The sequence below is a fragment of the Stenotrophomonas maltophilia group sp. RY12688 genome (assembly GCF_052149045.1).
GTDB classification, from domain to species: Bacteria; Pseudomonadota; Gammaproteobacteria; order Xanthomonadales; family Xanthomonadaceae; genus Stenotrophomonas; species Stenotrophomonas sepilia.
Genome location: NZ_CP197389.1, coordinates 1,625,848 through 1,641,632 on the forward strand (window position 1 = coordinate 1,625,848; position 15,785 = coordinate 1,641,632).

Annotated in this window: 11 protein-coding genes and 3 tRNA genes; 3 read left to right on the forward strand and 11 right to left on the reverse strand. The window is 66.8% G+C overall.

All coding sequences use genetic code 11. From position 1 onward, the window contains the following. Positions 1 to 97: 97 nt before the first annotated feature. Positions 98 to 2,206 (reverse strand): phosphocholine-specific phospholipase C, encoded by a 2,109-nt coding sequence (locus ACS0OT_RS07710; protein ID WP_329888784.1) that lies wholly within the window; start codon positions 2,204 to 2,206, stop codon positions 98 to 100. An 8-nt stretch (positions 2,207 to 2,214) separates the two neighbouring features. Next, positions 2,215 to 4,593 (reverse strand): TonB-dependent receptor domain-containing protein, encoded by a 2,379-nt coding sequence (locus ACS0OT_RS07715; RefSeq protein WP_262219669.1) that lies wholly within the window; start codon positions 4,591 to 4,593, stop codon positions 2,215 to 2,217. Positions 4,594 to 4,743: 150 nt separating this feature from the next. Between ACS0OT_RS07715 and ACS0OT_RS07720 the strand changes: the two genes are divergently transcribed. Beyond that, on the forward strand, positions 4,744 to 6,273 hold the full coding sequence (locus ACS0OT_RS07720; protein WP_065195817.1) for an OmpA family protein: 1,530 nt from the start codon (positions 4,744 to 4,746) through the stop codon (positions 6,271 to 6,273). Between the two features lie 12 nt (positions 6,274 to 6,285). Here ACS0OT_RS07720 and ACS0OT_RS07725 read toward each other — a convergent pair whose 3' ends face one another. Both ACS0OT_RS07725 and ACS0OT_RS07730 read right to left on the reverse strand, forming a co-directional pair. Then, on the reverse strand, positions 6,286 to 7,212 hold the full coding sequence (locus tag ACS0OT_RS07725; RefSeq protein WP_065179458.1) for a c-type cytochrome: 927 nt from the start codon (positions 7,210 to 7,212) through the stop codon (positions 6,286 to 6,288). After that, on the reverse strand, positions 7,209 to 8,555 hold the full coding sequence (locus ACS0OT_RS07730; protein WP_139726960.1) for a c-type cytochrome: 1,347 nt from the start codon (positions 8,553 to 8,555) through the stop codon (positions 7,209 to 7,211). The genes ACS0OT_RS07725 and ACS0OT_RS07730 overlap by 4 nt, the downstream gene beginning before the upstream one ends. A 182-nt stretch (positions 8,556 to 8,737) precedes the next feature. Between ACS0OT_RS07730 and ACS0OT_RS07735 the strand changes: the two genes are divergently transcribed. Then, entirely contained in the window at positions 8,738 to 9,856 is a 1,119-nt protein-coding gene (locus ACS0OT_RS07735) for an alpha/beta hydrolase (protein WP_005416104.1), read from the forward strand. An 81-nt stretch (positions 9,857 to 9,937) separates the two neighbouring features. Here ACS0OT_RS07735 and ACS0OT_RS07740 read toward each other — a convergent pair whose 3' ends face one another. Both ACS0OT_RS07740 and ACS0OT_RS07745 read right to left on the reverse strand, forming a co-directional pair. Continuing rightward, positions 9,938 to 11,077, reverse strand: a complete 1,140-nt coding sequence (locus tag ACS0OT_RS07740; RefSeq protein WP_095377458.1) for an MFS transporter — start codon at positions 11,075 to 11,077, stop codon at positions 9,938 to 9,940. 169 nt (positions 11,078 to 11,246) lie between these two features. Then, positions 11,247 to 11,948 (reverse strand): pirin family protein, encoded by a 702-nt coding sequence (locus ACS0OT_RS07745; RefSeq protein WP_065195819.1) that lies wholly within the window; start codon positions 11,946 to 11,948, stop codon positions 11,247 to 11,249. Between the two features lie 139 nt (positions 11,949 to 12,087). Here ACS0OT_RS07745 and ACS0OT_RS07750 point away from each other — a divergent pair, with 139 nt between their 5' ends. Then, a complete protein-coding gene (locus ACS0OT_RS07750) occupies positions 12,088 to 13,008 on the forward strand; it encodes a LysR family transcriptional regulator (RefSeq protein ID WP_005416107.1) in 921 nt (306 codons plus the stop codon). A 678-nt stretch (positions 13,009 to 13,686) separates the two neighbouring features. On the opposite strand, the gene ACS0OT_RS07755 is transcribed toward ACS0OT_RS07750, so the two are convergent. The 5 genes from ACS0OT_RS07755 to thiD form a co-directional block, all read right to left on the reverse strand. Continuing rightward, a tRNA-Arg gene (locus ACS0OT_RS07755) sits at positions 13,687 to 13,763 on the reverse strand. Positions 13,764 to 13,795: 32 nt separating this feature from the next. Continuing rightward, a tRNA-Arg gene (locus ACS0OT_RS07760) sits at positions 13,796 to 13,872 on the reverse strand. A 69-nt stretch (positions 13,873 to 13,941) separates the two neighbouring features. Beyond that, positions 13,942 to 14,018 (reverse strand) — tRNA-Arg (locus ACS0OT_RS07765). Then, positions 14,009 to 14,935 carry an alpha/beta hydrolase family protein gene (locus ACS0OT_RS07770; protein ID WP_262219667.1) on the reverse strand — a complete coding sequence of 309 codons (927 nt, stop codon included), beginning with the start codon at positions 14,933 to 14,935 and terminating at the stop codon, positions 14,009 to 14,011. The genes ACS0OT_RS07765 and ACS0OT_RS07770 overlap by 10 nt, the downstream gene beginning before the upstream one ends. Further along, the gene (gene thiD / locus ACS0OT_RS07775; protein WP_005409046.1) at positions 14,932 to 15,741 is read right to left on the reverse strand and encodes a bifunctional hydroxymethylpyrimidine kinase/phosphomethylpyrimidine kinase; all 810 of its coding nucleotides are present in this window, start codon (positions 15,739 to 15,741) and stop codon (positions 14,932 to 14,934) included. The genes ACS0OT_RS07770 and thiD overlap by 4 nt, the downstream gene beginning before the upstream one ends. Between the last annotated feature and the right edge of the window lie 44 nt (positions 15,742 to 15,785).

The following is a 15,785-nucleotide window of genomic DNA, read 5'->3' on the forward strand; positions in this document are numbered from 1 at the left end:
GCCCCGTAGAGCCGAGCCCATGCTCGGCTGCTTTGTCGGGGCAATGCGACCAGGGCGAGAAGCAGCCGAGCGTGGGCTCGGCTCTACGGAGGGCTCCTCAATCGTGCTCGAACCGCAAGGGCTCGCTGCCCATTGCCGGGTCACTGGTGCCGGGGCGCCCATCCTCGGCGCGGCCGGCCAGTCGCAGTGCACTGTCGCCCGCACCGATGCGCAGGTCGTACCACCCTGCGGTGGGCGCCGCGTCCCATGCCACCGTGGCCTCAGCATGCGCCGGCAGCGCCAGCGCCTGCTCAGGCATGTGCCCGGCATAGGCACCGGCCTGCACCCGCACATTCTGCGCGCTGTTGTGCAGATTGCGCAGGTGCAGCCGCAGCTGGCCGTCCGCGCGCTCGATTGAAGCCTGCACGGCAGGAGCCTTGAACGCACCTTGGAAGTGGCGGTGGAAACCGTTCGGACCAAGCAGCCAAAGGTCATAGCGGCCCTGGGCGTCCAACGGCCAGCGCTCGCGCAGCGGCGTACCTGGCAGCAGCGTGTAGCGGCGTGGTACCGCATCCAGCCGCAGCCGATCGTAGACATGCAGCACTGCCGCCGTGCCTTCGCAGGACAGCGTCAGATCCACACCCAAGGCATCGACTGCGGCAATCGATGCCTGCGGTCGATAGGGTAGGGCGCGCGCGGGACGTACACCGCTTTCCTGTTTCGCTGGCTTCAGCCCCTCCGGCAGCGTGGGCACGGTGCGCCCCGGCAAGGCAGCGGCGCGTGCGGCAACCGCACTCACGTCGGGCAGGCCGCGGACGAACGGGCGGGTATCGCGCTGGGCAAAGTCGAACGCATTGCTGAGGTCGCCGCAGACCGCACGGCGCCACGGCGAGATGTCCGGCGCGGCCACGCCAAAGCGGCGCTCGATCAGCCGTATGACCGAGGTGTGGTCGTACACCTGCGAATCGACCCAACCACCGCGACTCCACGGTGAGATCACGTACAGCGGCACGCGCGGTCCCAGACCGTACGGGCGCCCGCGCAGTTCGGCGAGATCGTACTTCTCGTCACCCGGTGCCGGGTGGCGGTGGTACTCGCCTTCGGTGCTGACCGAGGACACACCCGCCCAGCCACCGTCCATCGGCGAAGGCGGGGCAGGTGGCGGCATGTGGTCGAAGAAGCCATCGTTCTCGTCGAACATCAGCAGCAGGGCAGTGCGGCTCCACACCTGCGGATCGGCGGTCAGCGCATCCAGTACGCGCGCGGTATAGCCCGCGCCCTGGGCGGGACTGGAAGGACCAGGATGCTCGCTACCGGCCGCGTCGGCGATGATGAAGCTGACCTGCGGCAGGCGCCCGTTAATGACGTCCTGGCGCAGCTGCGTCAGGCCCCGCGTGCTGACCCCGCGCGCGCGCAACTGCGGGTCATGCCCTGGCGCCGCGCGGTGGGCCTGACGGAAGGCCTCGAAGCCCGCCAGCGGGTTGTCGGTGAAGTTGTCGGCCATGTCCTGGTAGATCTGCCAGGACACGCCGGCCCTCTGCAGGCGCTCGACATAGCTGGTCCAGCGGTACGACGCCGGGTACCCGCCCTGTTCGGGAAAGTTGTCGTGCGAATTGGCGATCACCGGGCCGCCGGCACGCGCATGCCCATCGTTGTGGCCGGTCCACAGGAACACCCGGTTCGGGTTGGTGCCGGCCTGCATTGCGCAGTGGTAGGCATCGCAGACCGTGAAGGCATCGGCCAGGGCGAACTGGAACGGCAGGTCGCTGCGCTGGAAGTAGCCCATCGAGTGGTTCTGCTTGGCCATCGGCCATTGCCCCATGCGACCTTGGTCCCAGGCGCGCTGCGCATCGGGCCAGGTATGCGGCGTGCCTTCCACGCGCATGTAGCCGAAGTGCGCGGCGGTATCCAGCGGGAACGGCGCGATCGCGCGCTTGCCGCTGGCATCGGGCTGCAGCCACAGGCTGCGGACGCGGCCACCTGCTTGCAGCGCGGCGGCCGGGGCGACGAACCGATCACCGAAGCCACGTACGCCCGGCAGCGTGCCGAAGTAGTGGTCGAACGAACGGTTCTCCTGCATGAACACCACGATGTGCTGCAGGTCTTCCAGGCTGCGCGTCTGCGCGGCGGGGGCGATCGCTGCGGCCCGGGCGATGCTGGGCAGCAGTGGAGAAAGGCCGGCGGCAACGCCGGCCTGCAACAACCGGCGTCGGCCGATATCGGTCACGGGCTCACTCACAGGTCCACGCGGAAAGAGATGCCGACGGTGCGCGGAGCGCCGATGAAGGCGTTGTCGCGCCCGTCCACCCCTGCAAGATACCGCTTATCGGTGAGGTTGCTCACCACCAGGTTGGCGCCCATGCCCTTCAGGCGCGGCGACAGGCCCTGCAGGTCGAAGCCGATGTTGGCGTTGAACACGGTGGCCGACGGCAGCTTGTTGACGTTGGCGGCGTCGAGATAGCGCGTGCCCAGGTAACGGCCGGACAGGCCGAAGTTCCAGTTCTCACCCTGCCAGTCCGCCGACAGGACGAGGGTCTGTTCGGGCTGGCCGATCACCTTGGCGCCATCGACGATGCCCAGCTGGGTATCGCGCGCGGCATCGCCGCTGCCGAGGTACCTGGAGCGGTTGTAGGTATAGGCGGCGTTGAGGCGCCAGCCGTTGTCCCAGCCGTAGCCGAACGCGGCTTCCAGCCCGTTGCTCTCCACGCCGCCGAAGTTCTCGTAGACGCCGTCGGTCTCGCCGAGATAGTCGATGCCGCTGACGAAACCTGCCGGCAGGTAGACGATGCGATTGTCGAACTTGATGTTGTACAGGGTCACCGAGGCGGTCAGCGGCCAGCGGCTGATGCGCATGCCCACTTCAATGTTGTCGGCGGTCTCCGGCTCGACGTTGCGGAAGCGCTGCGGGTCGGTCTCGCCGAGCACGCCGGAAGGAATCGCGGCGAAGTTCTGCGAGAAGCCGGCGAACAGCTCCATGCCTTCCACGCCCGGTGCCCAGGTCAAGCCGGTGGACAGCAGCGGGTCGGACCTGGAATCGGATCTGACGTGTTCGCTGGCACCGATCACGCGGCGGCGCGACTGGTCGACGAAGAACTGCTTCACGCCCAGGCGTGCGCTGAACGGCCCGAAGCGCGCCACGTCCTCGATGTAGTACATCTGCTCGTCAACCTTGTACTTGTCCTCGAACTGTACCCAGTACGGCTGGTAGTCGAAGGCGATGTCCTGGCCGACGTTGAGCAGGCGATGCCAGTCGCGGCGCGCCGAACGGTCCAGCTTCTCCACCCACAGACCGCCACGGATCGTGTTGTCGACCGTGCCGAAGGTCTGCCGCCACTCGACGTCGGCGGTCACGCCCATGCGGTCGTTGTCGTAGTGCGTGTGGCGATACGACTGCGCGCCCAGCACGTTGCCGGCGTAGCAGTTCGGATCGTATTCGGCGGTGAAGCCCAGCCGCGGCGTGCAGTTGGCCAGGCGCTGCGCGGCGCTGCCGTCGGGATTGACGAAGAAGATCTGGCCACGGTTGCTGCCGCCGAACACGGTTTTTCCACCGATGTACTCCGACTCGGGGCGGCCCGCACCGTCATCGCTGACCTGCGCCAGATAGGGAGGCAGCCAGTCGCCACGACCTTGCATGCGGTGCCCGTAGGCGGCCACCGAGGCCTTGAAGCCGTTGCCACCGTCGAAGGCCGCGCGCAGGTAGCCGAAGGTGTTCTCGCGCAACGCACGCGAGCCGGAACGGTAGTTCTGGTCCAGGTAGGGAATGCCGGTGAGGATACCGACCAGGTTGTCGCGATCCGGATTGGTCGCGAAGCCCTTCGGTGAGACGCTGGTGTATTCCGGCTCGTCGGCATCGTTGTAGGACAGGTAGCCGGTCAGGGTCCAGCGATCCAGTTCGGTGATGAACTTGCCGGCGATGTGGTCGTTGCTGGTCTTGCCGCTGCCATCGATCCAGTCATGCACGCGCGCCGACGAGGCACTGACCCAGGCGCGGGTGTGGCCGCCGAGCAGGCCGGTGTCGTAGCGCACGTAGTACTTGCGCGCATCGTTGTCACCGGCGCCGACCACGAAGCGCAGGCGGCTGTCCTGCAGCGGGTCGCTGGTAAGGAAGTTGAGCGTGCCGCCCAGGGCCTCGTTCGAGCGCGAGGAGATATCGGCAGTGCCCTGGCTGACTTCCACCGTTTCCAGGTCGAGGGCGTCGATGTAGCGGTTGGCCAGCGAGCCGCCGCCGTAACCCGAACCGCCGTTGGGGAGGCCGTCGATGGTAGTGCCGATCTGCTGTGTGTCGCGGTTGGTGACAAAGCCACGCATGCTGATCTGCGTGCCCCACACCGATGAGCCGGTGGCATCGGCTTCGCTGACCACCACGCCGGGCACCTCGTTGAGTGCATCGTTGACGCTGCTCATCACGGTCTGCCGGTTCAGCGTTTCCGCGCGCACCGATGTCTTGGCGTAGCTGGTGGCCTGCCCGATCACCTGCACCTGATCGAGGGTGCGGGCATCGCTGCTGCGCGCTTCGGCCGCCTCGCCCTGCGGTGCTTCGGCCAGGGCGTCCAGTGCGGGGGCGATCAGCAGGGCCAGCAGCGAGACACGGGGAAAACGCGCAATCGTTCGCATCGAAACCGGACCTTCAGAGGGAGGAAACCCCGGAGTGTCGGCAGCGCCAATGACATCGGCATGACGTGGCAGCGCAGGAACGATGGCACTGTGGGGGCGGTCACGGCCTTCGGGTATGCTCGGCGCTTCAATGGACCTGAGGTGGTGGCGATGCAGAAGCGATCGAAGATCTGGCTGGGCGGGGCAGCCCTGGTGTTGCTGGCAGGATGCAACCGGGCGCCCTCGAATGGAGAGGTGGCACCGCCCGCGCCAGCCACGGCGGATGAGACCGCAGCAGCGGCCGCCGCCCCGGCCGGTTCAACAGCCGCCGCCGATGGCGTCGCGCTCACCGACCGTGAGGGCAAGGCTGTGCCGCTGGTGCCCTTCGACCCAGCCAGCGTGCCGCTGAGCGACGCCGCGCTGGGCGAACTACCGTTCTTCAGCCTGCCGCAGGGCTATGCGCCGCAGAACGCACCACACCCGCGGGCATGGGCCCGCTTCCCGTTCCGCATGGGCGAGGGGGTGCATTGGGTGGAAGGCCCGAGCTGGTCGGCGCGCATCGTGGCCGACAGCAACAACGCTCCGGACAAGACATTCTCCGCAATGGAAGTGCAGCGCAACTTCGATGGCGTGATCACCGCTGCCGGTGGCCGCAAGGTGTTCGAAGGCGAGCTGCTGCGCGACATCTACTACGGCCCGCAGCTGGAAGGCGAGATTGGTGGTGGCTTCATCGACGCAGTGAACGGTGAACAGGACGCGCCCACCACGGTCTATGTGCTGCGCCAGGCCGACCGCACCGTGTGGGTGCAACTGGCGGTGGACAGCAATGGCGCCGGCCTGGTGGTCGTGGATGAAGTGCCGTTCAAGGCCACCGCGCAGTGGTCGGACAGCTTCCCGCATCTGTCCTTGCCCGCCGGTTATCGTGACCGCAACAAGGCCGAGCAACGTGATTTCGATGCCTTCCCGTTCTGGACCGGTGATCGGTTCGAACAGGTCGAGGGCCGCACCTTCGCGGCTGATTTCGACAAGGGTGAGCGCGAGTACTCGATGCACGAAGTGCGCCGCAACCTTGAGGCGATGATGGCCCAGGCCAACGGCACCAGGGTATTCGAGGGACGCATCCCGCATGAGGCGGCCGAGAGCGTGCCGAAGCAGGTGCAGTCGTCCTACGGCAACGCGGCCAGCTACAGCTGGGACAACCATGACACCGTGGTCTACCGCGTCGATCTGGCAGACGGCCGCCAGGTCTGGGTACACGCCCGCCTGGAATACCTCAGTGCCGGCTGGGTGGTGGCCGAACGCACGGGCTTCACCCAGACCGCGGCGCTGTTGCCGGCCGATGCGCTGAAGAAGAAGCTGGACAGCGACGGCCGCGTGGCGATCCAGGTCAACTTCGCCACGGACAAGGCGCAGATCCTGCCGGCCTCCGAACCGCAGCTGGCGCAGGTGCTCGAGCTGCTGCGGGCTGATCCGGCGTTGAAGCTGTCGATCGAAGGCCACACCGACAACAGTGGTGCCGCAGCACGTAACCGCAGCCTGTCGGAGGATCGCGCGGCCTCGGTGGTGGCCGCGCTTACCGCAAAGGGCATCGCCGCCGACCGCCTGCAGGCGGCCGGATTCGGCGCCGACAGGCCGGTGACTGACAACGGCAGCGAAGAAGGCAAGGCACGCAACCGGCGGGTCGAGCTGGTCAAGCGCTGACCCACGGGGTGCTCAGTACCGCGCGTCCTTGGGTTTCGGGTCGCGCGGCCAGTCCTTGCTCTTGTTGGCGAAGTCCGGCCGCGGCTGGTTGATGAAGTAGCTGGCGATGTCCACCGCATCCTGGTCGGGCATCACCTGCTGCCCCAGTGGGGGCTCGCGGGTCACCGCCGGCGGCATGTTGTGCTTGACGAAGCCGGCGGCCTTGTACAGGCGCGCCATGCCGGCGCCGATGTTGAAACTGTGGTCGCCCCACAGCGGCGGGAAGGCGATGTCACCGCTGGCGTCGCGCCGTCCTCCGCCGTTGTCGCCATGGCACGCGGCGCACTGCACGGCGTACAGTGCCTGGCCACGGATCGGGTCCGGGGCCAGCGTGCTGTCGATGGGCCCCTCACTGGGGGCGGACACCTTTGCACCCTCTGGCACAGGACTGCTCAACCACGCCATGTAATCGAGCATCGCGCGCATCTGCGGCGAGTCCTTCGGCAGAGGCTTGCCGTTCATCGAACGCTGCAGGCATCCGTTGATGCGCTCGGTCAGCCCGATCACCTTGCCCGGGCGCGGCATGTAACGCGGATAGGCGCCGCCGCCGGTGTTGAAGTAGTGATTGCCGAAAGGCCGCTTGCCTTCGGCCATGTGGCACGAATTGCAGTTCAGATCGTTGCCGACATTGTCCGGCAGCAGCCGTGCAGTCTCGTTGAGGAGGCGGCGGCCGAGCATCACCGATTCGGCATTGCCGAGACCGGCGATCTCCTCGGCACTCGGCGCATGGTAGTGGCCGACCACTTTGCCCTGCGCATCGAGGATATCGATCGTGCTGGCGACGGCGGCATCCAGGTCCGGGTACAGATGACGGTAGGCCAGGGTACCGGCGCCGGTCAGCACCATGAGGGTGATCGCACTGCCGATCAGCAGGCGGGGACGCGTGCGCGAACGCTTCATTGTGCGGCCTCCTGCGGAACGTAGTGCACCGGCTTGTCGCGCACCACCCGGCGCATGCGCGCCACGTCGACCTCGCTCACTGCGCTGGCCTGATTGCCCCAGCTGCTGCGGATGAAGGTCAGGATCTGTGCCAGCTGCGCATTCGGCAGCTGCTCGAAGCCTGGCATGGTGAAGGCCATGCGGTCGTGCGGGGTCTGTGGCGTGCGGCCGCCGATCAGGGTCACCTGCACCAGCGAGCTGGGATCGTCGGCGAACACGATCGAGTTGCCGGCCAGGGCCGGATAGACGCGAGGCATGCCGCGGCCGTCGGCGCGGTGGCAGGCCTGGCAGTGCTCGGCATAGGCCAGCGAACCGGCCACACGATAGTCGCCGCTGCGCAGTGCGGCGGTGGTGGTGTCAGTACCGGGCGACCACTGTGCGCTGCGTCCTTCGCGGGCGGGCAGCTGCTTCAGGTAGCGGGCCATCGCCAGCAGGTCCGCGTCGGACAGGTACTGCGTGCTGTGCTCGACCACGTCGGCCATGCCACCGAAGGCCGCCGATCGATCGGTGCGCCCGGTGCGCAGGAAGTCCACGATCTCACCCTCGCGCCAGCTGGCCAGACCGGTCGATTCGCTGCGCAGGTTCTTCGCGTACCAGCCTTCCAGCACCGAACCGGACAGGAACTGGCGGCTGCCATCATCGGCCATCGCCTTTTCCTGGAACGCCAGCCCGCGTGGCGTGTGGCAGGCACCGCAATGCGCCAGGCCTTCCACCAGTTCGGCACCACGCTGCTGGCCGGCGTCCAGCGACGGATCCGGGCTGAAGCTGCGTGGGCGTGCGAACAGCAGTTGCCACCATGCCAGAGGCCAGCGCATGTTGGCGGGCCATGGAATCGTGCTGTCGGCGTTGTCCTGCTTCACCGGCTGCACCGAGCCCATGAAATAGGCGTACAGCGCCTTGATCTCGGCGTCGCGGGCAATCACGTACGAGGCGTACGGCATTGCCGGATACAACGGCTGGCCATCGTGACGGATGCCGCGACGTACCGCGCGTTCAAAGTCGGCGTAGTCGTAGGCGCCGATGCCGGTTTCCGGATCGGGGGTGATGTTGGTCGAGTAGATCGTCCCCATCGGCGTCTGCATGCCGAGGCCACCGGCGAACGGCTTGCCGCCCGGCGCGGTGTGGCAGGCCGCACAGTCGGCGGCGCGCGACAGGTACTGCCCCTGTGCGATCAGCGCCGGGTCGTGGATGTCGACCTGCGCGGCCTGCCGAGGTGCGAACCAGTAGGGCGTGCTGCGGGCGATGCCATAGGCGGCGGCCAGCGTGGCGGCCAGGGCAATGGCGAGCTTGAACGAGGTGCGCATGGGGGCACTGTGGGCAAGCATGCCGGCGTATTCATTGATCCGGATCAATGCCGAGGTCGATCGCGCCATTGTGACAACCTGAATCGATCCCGCATTGTCATCAAGCCGTCATCCACGCGCGATAGATGGCCCACGCCCGCGTCGTTAACCTGCCACGCTGTCGCATCCTTTCCCGATTGCCCATGAAGCGCCTGCTGCTGTTGCTGCTGGCGTGCGCCGGCCTGTGGCTGGCTGCATGCTCATCCTCGATCAACGCCTCGTCCACCTCGCTTGCCGACCGGCTGATCGCGCCAGGCGGCGTGTCGACCCTGCTCGATCGCCCGCGCATCGCCGCGGCCATTGCCGGGCTGCCCAACCGCCATGGCTTCGCAGCGGGTCGCGATGGCGTGCCGATCTTCTGGCGCGTGTTCGACCCCGGCGACTACGGCGCGCGGTACCACTACCTTCCGCAGCGTCATGAGAACGGCCTGCCTCTTGATACCGGCCTGAGTCTGGCCGTGCCACAGCCGTTCCGCGCGCAGGCGCCACGCGGCACCGTGGTGCTGCTGCATGGGTGGATGATGAATGGTGATTCGATGCTGCCATGGTCGCTGCAGCTGGCCGAGTCCGGCTACCGCGTGGTCACGCTCGATCTGCGCAACCATGGCCAGTCCGGTGCAGGTCCGTCCGGCTATGGCACCTATGAATCGGATGACGTCGTCGATGTCATCGGCGAGCTGCGCGCGCGCGGCGAAGTGACCGGCCCGCTGTACCTGTTCGGTGTGTCCTATGGTGCGGCCACGGCGGTGTTCACCGCCGACAAGCTGGGTGACCAGGTGGCCGGCGTGGTGGCGATGGAATCGTTCGCCAATGCCGGTGCGGCGATCCGCACGATGATCCCGCACCTGATGGGACTGCAGCCGGAGGGCCTGAAGGCGCAGGCGGTGGCGTCGTACGCACGCTGGCGCTATGGGGGCCAGGACATCAACCAGGTGATCGCCGCCGCCAGCCGCCGTATCGATGTCGATCTGGACCGCGTCGACGTCGCGCGTGCGCTGGCCGATACCCGCGCCTGCGTGCTGTTGCTGCACGGGCAGGGTGACCAGCATATTCCGGTTAGCCAGGGCCGGCAGCTTGCGCAGGCCAACCCGCGCGCGCACTACATCGAAATGCGTGGAGAGGACCACATCACCCTGCCGCTGCGGCTGGACCTGCTGGCCGGCGTGGTGGATGACTGGATGGCGCGCGACGAGCACCACCCGCAGAGCGCGTGCCCAGCCCCACAGCTGCCGGCCCAGGCCGAATGGCTGGCACACGGCTGAAAAAAGGGGACGGAGGGGATTAAGTCGTTTGCAGCACACTCGGGGCAGATGCGACTTAATCCCCTCCGTCCCCTTTTTCTGTCAGGCCACGCGCCGTGCCAGTGAGCGGGCGGAGGCGGCTACGCCCAGCAGCAGTAGGGCGACGCACAGGAAGGCAAAGCCGAGGCTGGTGGCATGTGCCACTGCGCCGATCGCCGCCGGACCAGCGAGGATGCCGGCGTAACCCAATGTGGTCACGGCAGTGATGGCGATGCTCTCCGGCATCACCCGCTGCTGGCCTGCCATCGAGAACAGCGCCGGCACGATGTTGGCGCAGCCCAGCCCGACCAGTACGTAGCCGGCCAGCGCCACCGGAAACGAGGGCACCAGCGTGGCCAGGGTGAAGCCTGCCGCGGCCGTGATACCGCCGAAGACCAGGGTGCGGGTGCGGCCGAGGTGCTCGACGATGCCGTCACCGAACAGGCGCATTGCCGTCATCGCCAGGGTGAACAACGCAAAGCCGGCCCCGGCCTGGTCACGCGGCACCTGCCGCACTTCGGCCAGGAACACGGCGCTCCAGTCCAGCATCGAGCCCTCGGCGAGGAACACCACGAAGGCCAGTACGCCGATGAACAGCACCACGCCATGCGGCAGTGCCAGCAAGGGGCCTTCGTGCAAGATCCGTTGCGGACGCCAATGCGGCGCCGACAGCATCGCAACCAGCAGCAGTGCCACCACCGAAACCAGTGCGGCCAGCCACAGCGGCGTGCCGAGGATCAGCAGCCCGGTCATGCAGCCAGCGCCGACGAATCCACCGATGCTGTAGAAGGCGTGGAAGCCGGACATCATCGCGCGCCCGGCATCGCGCTCGACCGCCACCGCCTGCATGTTCATCGCACAATCCAGTGCACCGACGCCGGCACCGAACACGAACAGCGCCGCGCCCAGCGACACCGGCGAGGGTGCCAGCACCAGCAAGGGCAGGGCGCACAGCATCATCGCGCAGGTGATCACCATCACCCGGCGGCAACCCAACCGCCCCGTCAGTGCACCTGCCAGCGGCATCGCCAGCAGCGAGCCGAGCCCGAGGCACAGCAGCACGGCGCCGAGGCTGGCGTCGGTCAGCCCGGCCTTGGCCTTGGCGTAAGGCACCATCGGCGCCCACGCGGCGGTGGCGAATCCAGGAATGAAGAAGGCGGCACGGGTGGCGTGCTGCTGGGCACGCGGAGATGAAGGCGTCATGCGAGAGCGGGTCCGGATAAACACTGCCATGAAAGCGTTTCCAGTCGCATCGGGCAAGGGGCATTCGGGTCACCGAACGCCGAATACGATTGCGGGCCGTCCATCAGGCGCAGCGGGCCCGGCGATGCCTTTCCGCATCGCTGGGCCACGTCTTCAGGACAGGGCGTGTTTACAGCGGCAGGTCGAACACCAGCACTTCGGCGTCGTTGCCGTTTTCCAGGGTCAGCTGGGCTTCGTCACTGACCTGCAGCGCATCACCGGCTTCCAGGGTGATGCCGTTGACCTGCAGCTGGCCACGCGCCACCTGCACATAGGCGCCACGACCGTTGCCGAGGGCGTGATGCAGCTTCTGGCCGCCATCGAGAATGGTGGCGAAGATGCGGGCATCCTGGTGGATGCGCAGCGAACCCTCGGCACCGTCCGGCGAAGCGATCAGGCGCAGCTGGCCGCGCTTGCTGTCCGGCGCGAAGTGGGTCTCTTCGTAGGACGGCGCGATGTTCTCGGTGTCCGGGAAGATCCAGATCTGCAGGAAATGCACGGTCTCGTCGGCGGAGTGGTTGAACTCGCTGTGGGTGACGCCGCTGCCGGCGCTCATGCGCTGCACGTCGCCGTAGCGCAGTACCGAACCGGTGCCCATCGAGTCCTTGTGTTCCAGTGCACCGCCCAGCACGTAGGAGATGATCTCCATGTTGCTGTGGCCATGGGTGCCGAAGCCCTGGCCGCCGATCACCTTGTCTTCGTTGATCACCCGCAACGGGCCGAAGCTGACGTAACGGGGGTCGTAGTAGTTGGCGAAGGAGAAGGTGTGGCGCGAGGACAGCCAGCCATGCTCGGCCAGGCCACGGGTAGCGCTCTTGCGGATCTGCAGCATGATGGAATCTCCTTGTTCGATGGTTTCGATGGGGCGGGGTGGTCGGTGACCGCTGTGTTTTCCCGTTGGAGAGAAGTATCCGCTTGCGCCCGGGGTTTGAAAAACGGATAGTTTTGACGGCCATCATCGAAAAATTCGAATGCTCAAGCTCAGCCTCGATGCCCTGCAGATCCTGGATGCCATCGACCGCCGTGGCTCCTTTGCCGGCGCCGGCAAGGCCCTGCACAAGGTGCCCTCGACGATTTCCTATACCGTGGCCAAGCTGGAGGAGGATCTGGGTGTGCAGCTGTTCGACCGGGTCGGCCCACGTGCAGAGCTGACCGAGGCCGGGCGCGCGCTGCTGGACGAAGGCCGGCATCTGCTGCGCGCGGCCCGCGAGCTGGAGCTGCGGGTGCGCCGGGTGGCGTCGGGTTGGGAGACCGAACTGACCCTGGCGGTGGATTCGGTGTTCCCGACCTGGCTGCTTGGGCCGGATATCGCCGCATTCCGTGAGGCCGAGGCACCGACCCGGTTGCGGTTGATCGGCGAGGCCCTGTCCGGCACCTGGGAGGCCCTGCTCGACCGCCGTGCGGACCTGTTGGTCGGCGCGCCGGGCGAAGGGCCCAGTGGTGGCGGCTATGTGGTCGAGCCGCTGGGCACGGTGGAGTTCGTGTTCGCGGTCGCACCCGAACATCCGTTGGCCAACGTGTCGGGCGTCCTGGGTCGCGAGCAGCTGGTCGAGCATTGCGCGATCGCCGTTTCCGATTCGGCGCGCAGGCTGCTGCCGCGCACGGTGGGCCTGTTGATGGGGCAGGAGATGCTGACGGTGCCGGACATGGCCAGTAAATTGAAGCTGCAGTGCGAAGGCGTGGGCTTCGGCTTCCTGCCCGAGCCGTGCGCGCGCGCTGCAGTGGCGCGCGGCCAGCTGGTGATCCGTGAGGTGGAGGAGCACAAGCCGGAAGAGACCTTCTGGCTGGCCTGGCGCACCGGTGAGGATGGCGCGGCATTGCGCTGGTGGCGCGAGCGCCTGCGCAGGCCGGAGCTGCTGTCGCAGTGGTGGCAGGCAATGGCCAGGGGGTAGGCGTACGGCAGGGCTGCGCCCTGCACCCGCTACGATCCAGAGCAACAGCAACAGCAACAGCAACAGCAGAAGCTGGTTTGCTGAGGGATGGCGGGGTGGGTCCGGTTGCGGGAGACGCCGTATACCCGTCCATGGGGGCTTGGCCGCGGCTTGCTCGTGTGTGCAGTCCTGCACACACGGCAAGACCAGGGTTGGGCGTCCTGCCCAACCCGCCCGAGGCATGCCTCGGGCCCATGCCGCGGACACTCCCGCAACCGGACCCACCCCGCCTTCGACAGTTTCCGCTGCTGTTGGTAGGTGTCGACCTTGGTCGACACGGCAGATCCACGCCATGCGTGGATGCTCTTCGATCAATTGTCGAAATACTCGAACTCGATGAAGATTCATCCACGCATGGCGTGAATCCATCAGATCGCGGAAATCTGTCAGAGGTGGGGCAGTGTCGGAGTGCGGGGTGTCAGCCGCATGGATGCGGCTGCCAAGCCTACATGGACGTACTTGCGGCGTCCCCGCACTCCGACACCGCCCCGCCAACCCACAGAATGCCAGCTTTTGCTGTTGCCGTTGCCGTTGCCGTTGCCGTTGCCTTGGCTTGAAGCATCTGCAGGTGCAGGGCGCAGCCCTGCCGAAAAACACGCATAAAAAAACAGCAGGCCGAGGCCTGCTGTTTCGGTGTAATGGTGCGCCCGGAGAGATTCGAACTCCCGACCGCCTGGTTCGTAGCCAGGTACTCTATCCAACTGAGCTACGGGCGCCAATTACATAAACTTGTTGTGCCGACTGTGTATGGTGCGCCCGGAGAGATTCGAACTCCCGACCGCCTGGTTCGTAGCCAGGTACTCTATCCAACTGAGCTACGGGCGCGCGGTACACAATCAACTTACTGCCTAATTTTACTGCATTTTCAGCGGCGGATGCTGAAAACCTGTCGAGTGGTGCGCCCGGAGAGATTCGAACTCCCGACCGCCTGGTTCGTAGCCAGGTACTCTATCCAACTGAGCTACGGGCGCCCTGCGACAGGAGCGGAATTATGCGGATGTCGGCGCACACCGTCAACAGTTTTGTGAAAATTTTCATCCAACTGAATGAAAAAGCTGTCCGCCACGGCATTCGGTGCCTTGAGCCAGGCGAAGTGATCGGCGCGCGTGCCCAGTTCCTGCGCGGACAGCACGCGCAGCTTCGCGTCCACATTCGGCAGCTTTGCCAGCAACGCCTGCATCGACCCGGTCGGGGCCAACCAGTCGTGTTCCATCAGCACGGCCTGGGCGCTGCCGTGCACGCGCGCCATCTGTGCGTCGAGGTCTTCACCCATGCCCGCGGCGGCGTAGTGGTTGTTCAGGCCGATGCGCGCCCAGTCGGCGATCAGTCCGCGTGCTTCGGTGCCACCGAATCCGAGACGACGGCCATGCAGCACGCCCTGGCGCTGCGCGATCCACGGCAGGAAACGGTAAACCAGTGGCAGCAGCCAGCCGCGCGGTGGCGGGAATCCACGCCAGAACGGTGAGCCGCTGGCCGCCAACCACAAGTGGTGGAAATGCAGAGGGTTGCGGCCGGCATGCACGCAGGCCAGCTGCCCGCCCAGGCTGTGGCCACCGATGATCCAGGGCAGGGGGCCTGCTTCCTCGTCGGCGGCCGCCATGACCGCTTGGCTGGCCGGCAGATCCTGCTCGAGTACCTCGCGATAGCCCCAGTCGTGCGCGCGCGACGGGCGTAGTGAGCTGCTGCCGTTGCCGCGCCACTCATGCAGGTAGACCGCCACGCCCTTCGCTGCCAGCGCCTGTGCCAGCGGCAGGTAGTGGCGCGCGGCCACACCCAGCGCTGGCAGCCACAACAAGCGGGCGATGGCCTGTGCGGGCATGCAGGCCATCACTTCGTAGCGATGCCCGTCGTTGCACTGCACTGGAAGGAGGGCCGGCGTCAGGTTCATGCGTGCGGTGCAGCGCCGAAGTGGTCGAGCACCAGCACCTCGCTGCGGCCGGGGGCATAGCCCTGCTGCAGGCCGCGCGCAACGTAGTCGATGCCGGCTTCGCAGGCGTTGGCCAGGCTCAGGCCGTTGCACAGCTGCGCGGCGATGGCCGAGGCCAGCGTGCAGCCAGTGCCGTGCGCATCCAGCGGCAGGCGGGCGTGGATGAATTCTTCGCTGCTGACGCCGTCGAAGTAGCGATCGATCACGCGATTGCCCTCATGCAGGTGGCCACCCTTGAGCAGCACTGCGCCGGCACCGAGGTCGAGCAGGGCCGAGGCGGCCTGTTCTGCGTCTTCGCCGTTGCTGATCTTCCGGCCGACCAGCAGTTCTGCTTCCGGCGTATTGGGGGTGATCAGCGTGGCCAGCGGGATCAGGCGCTCACGCATGGCCTGCAATGCGCTGTCTTCCAGCAGGCGTGCCCCACTGGTGGCGACCATCACCGGGTCCAGTACCACGTGTGGCGGGCGGTGCTTTTCGAGTGCATCAGCGACGGCATGGATCACTTCGGCGTTGGCCAGCATCCCCAGCTTCACCGCGTGGATGTCGAAGTCGTCGAAGCAGGCATCCAGCTGCGCGCGCAGGAACTCGATGGGTGGCACGTGCACGGCGATGACGCCGCGGGTGTTCTGCGCGGTCAGTGCAGCAATCGCGGAAAGGCCATGCACGCGGTGTGCGGCGAAGGCCTTGAGGTCAGCCTGGATGCCGGCGCCACCGCCGGAGTCGGAGCCGGCGATGGTGAGGGCGGAAACGGGAGTGGTCGGGCTCATCGGTTGATTGTGCCGTGGTCCCGCAGGGGAAGGTAGATCCACGC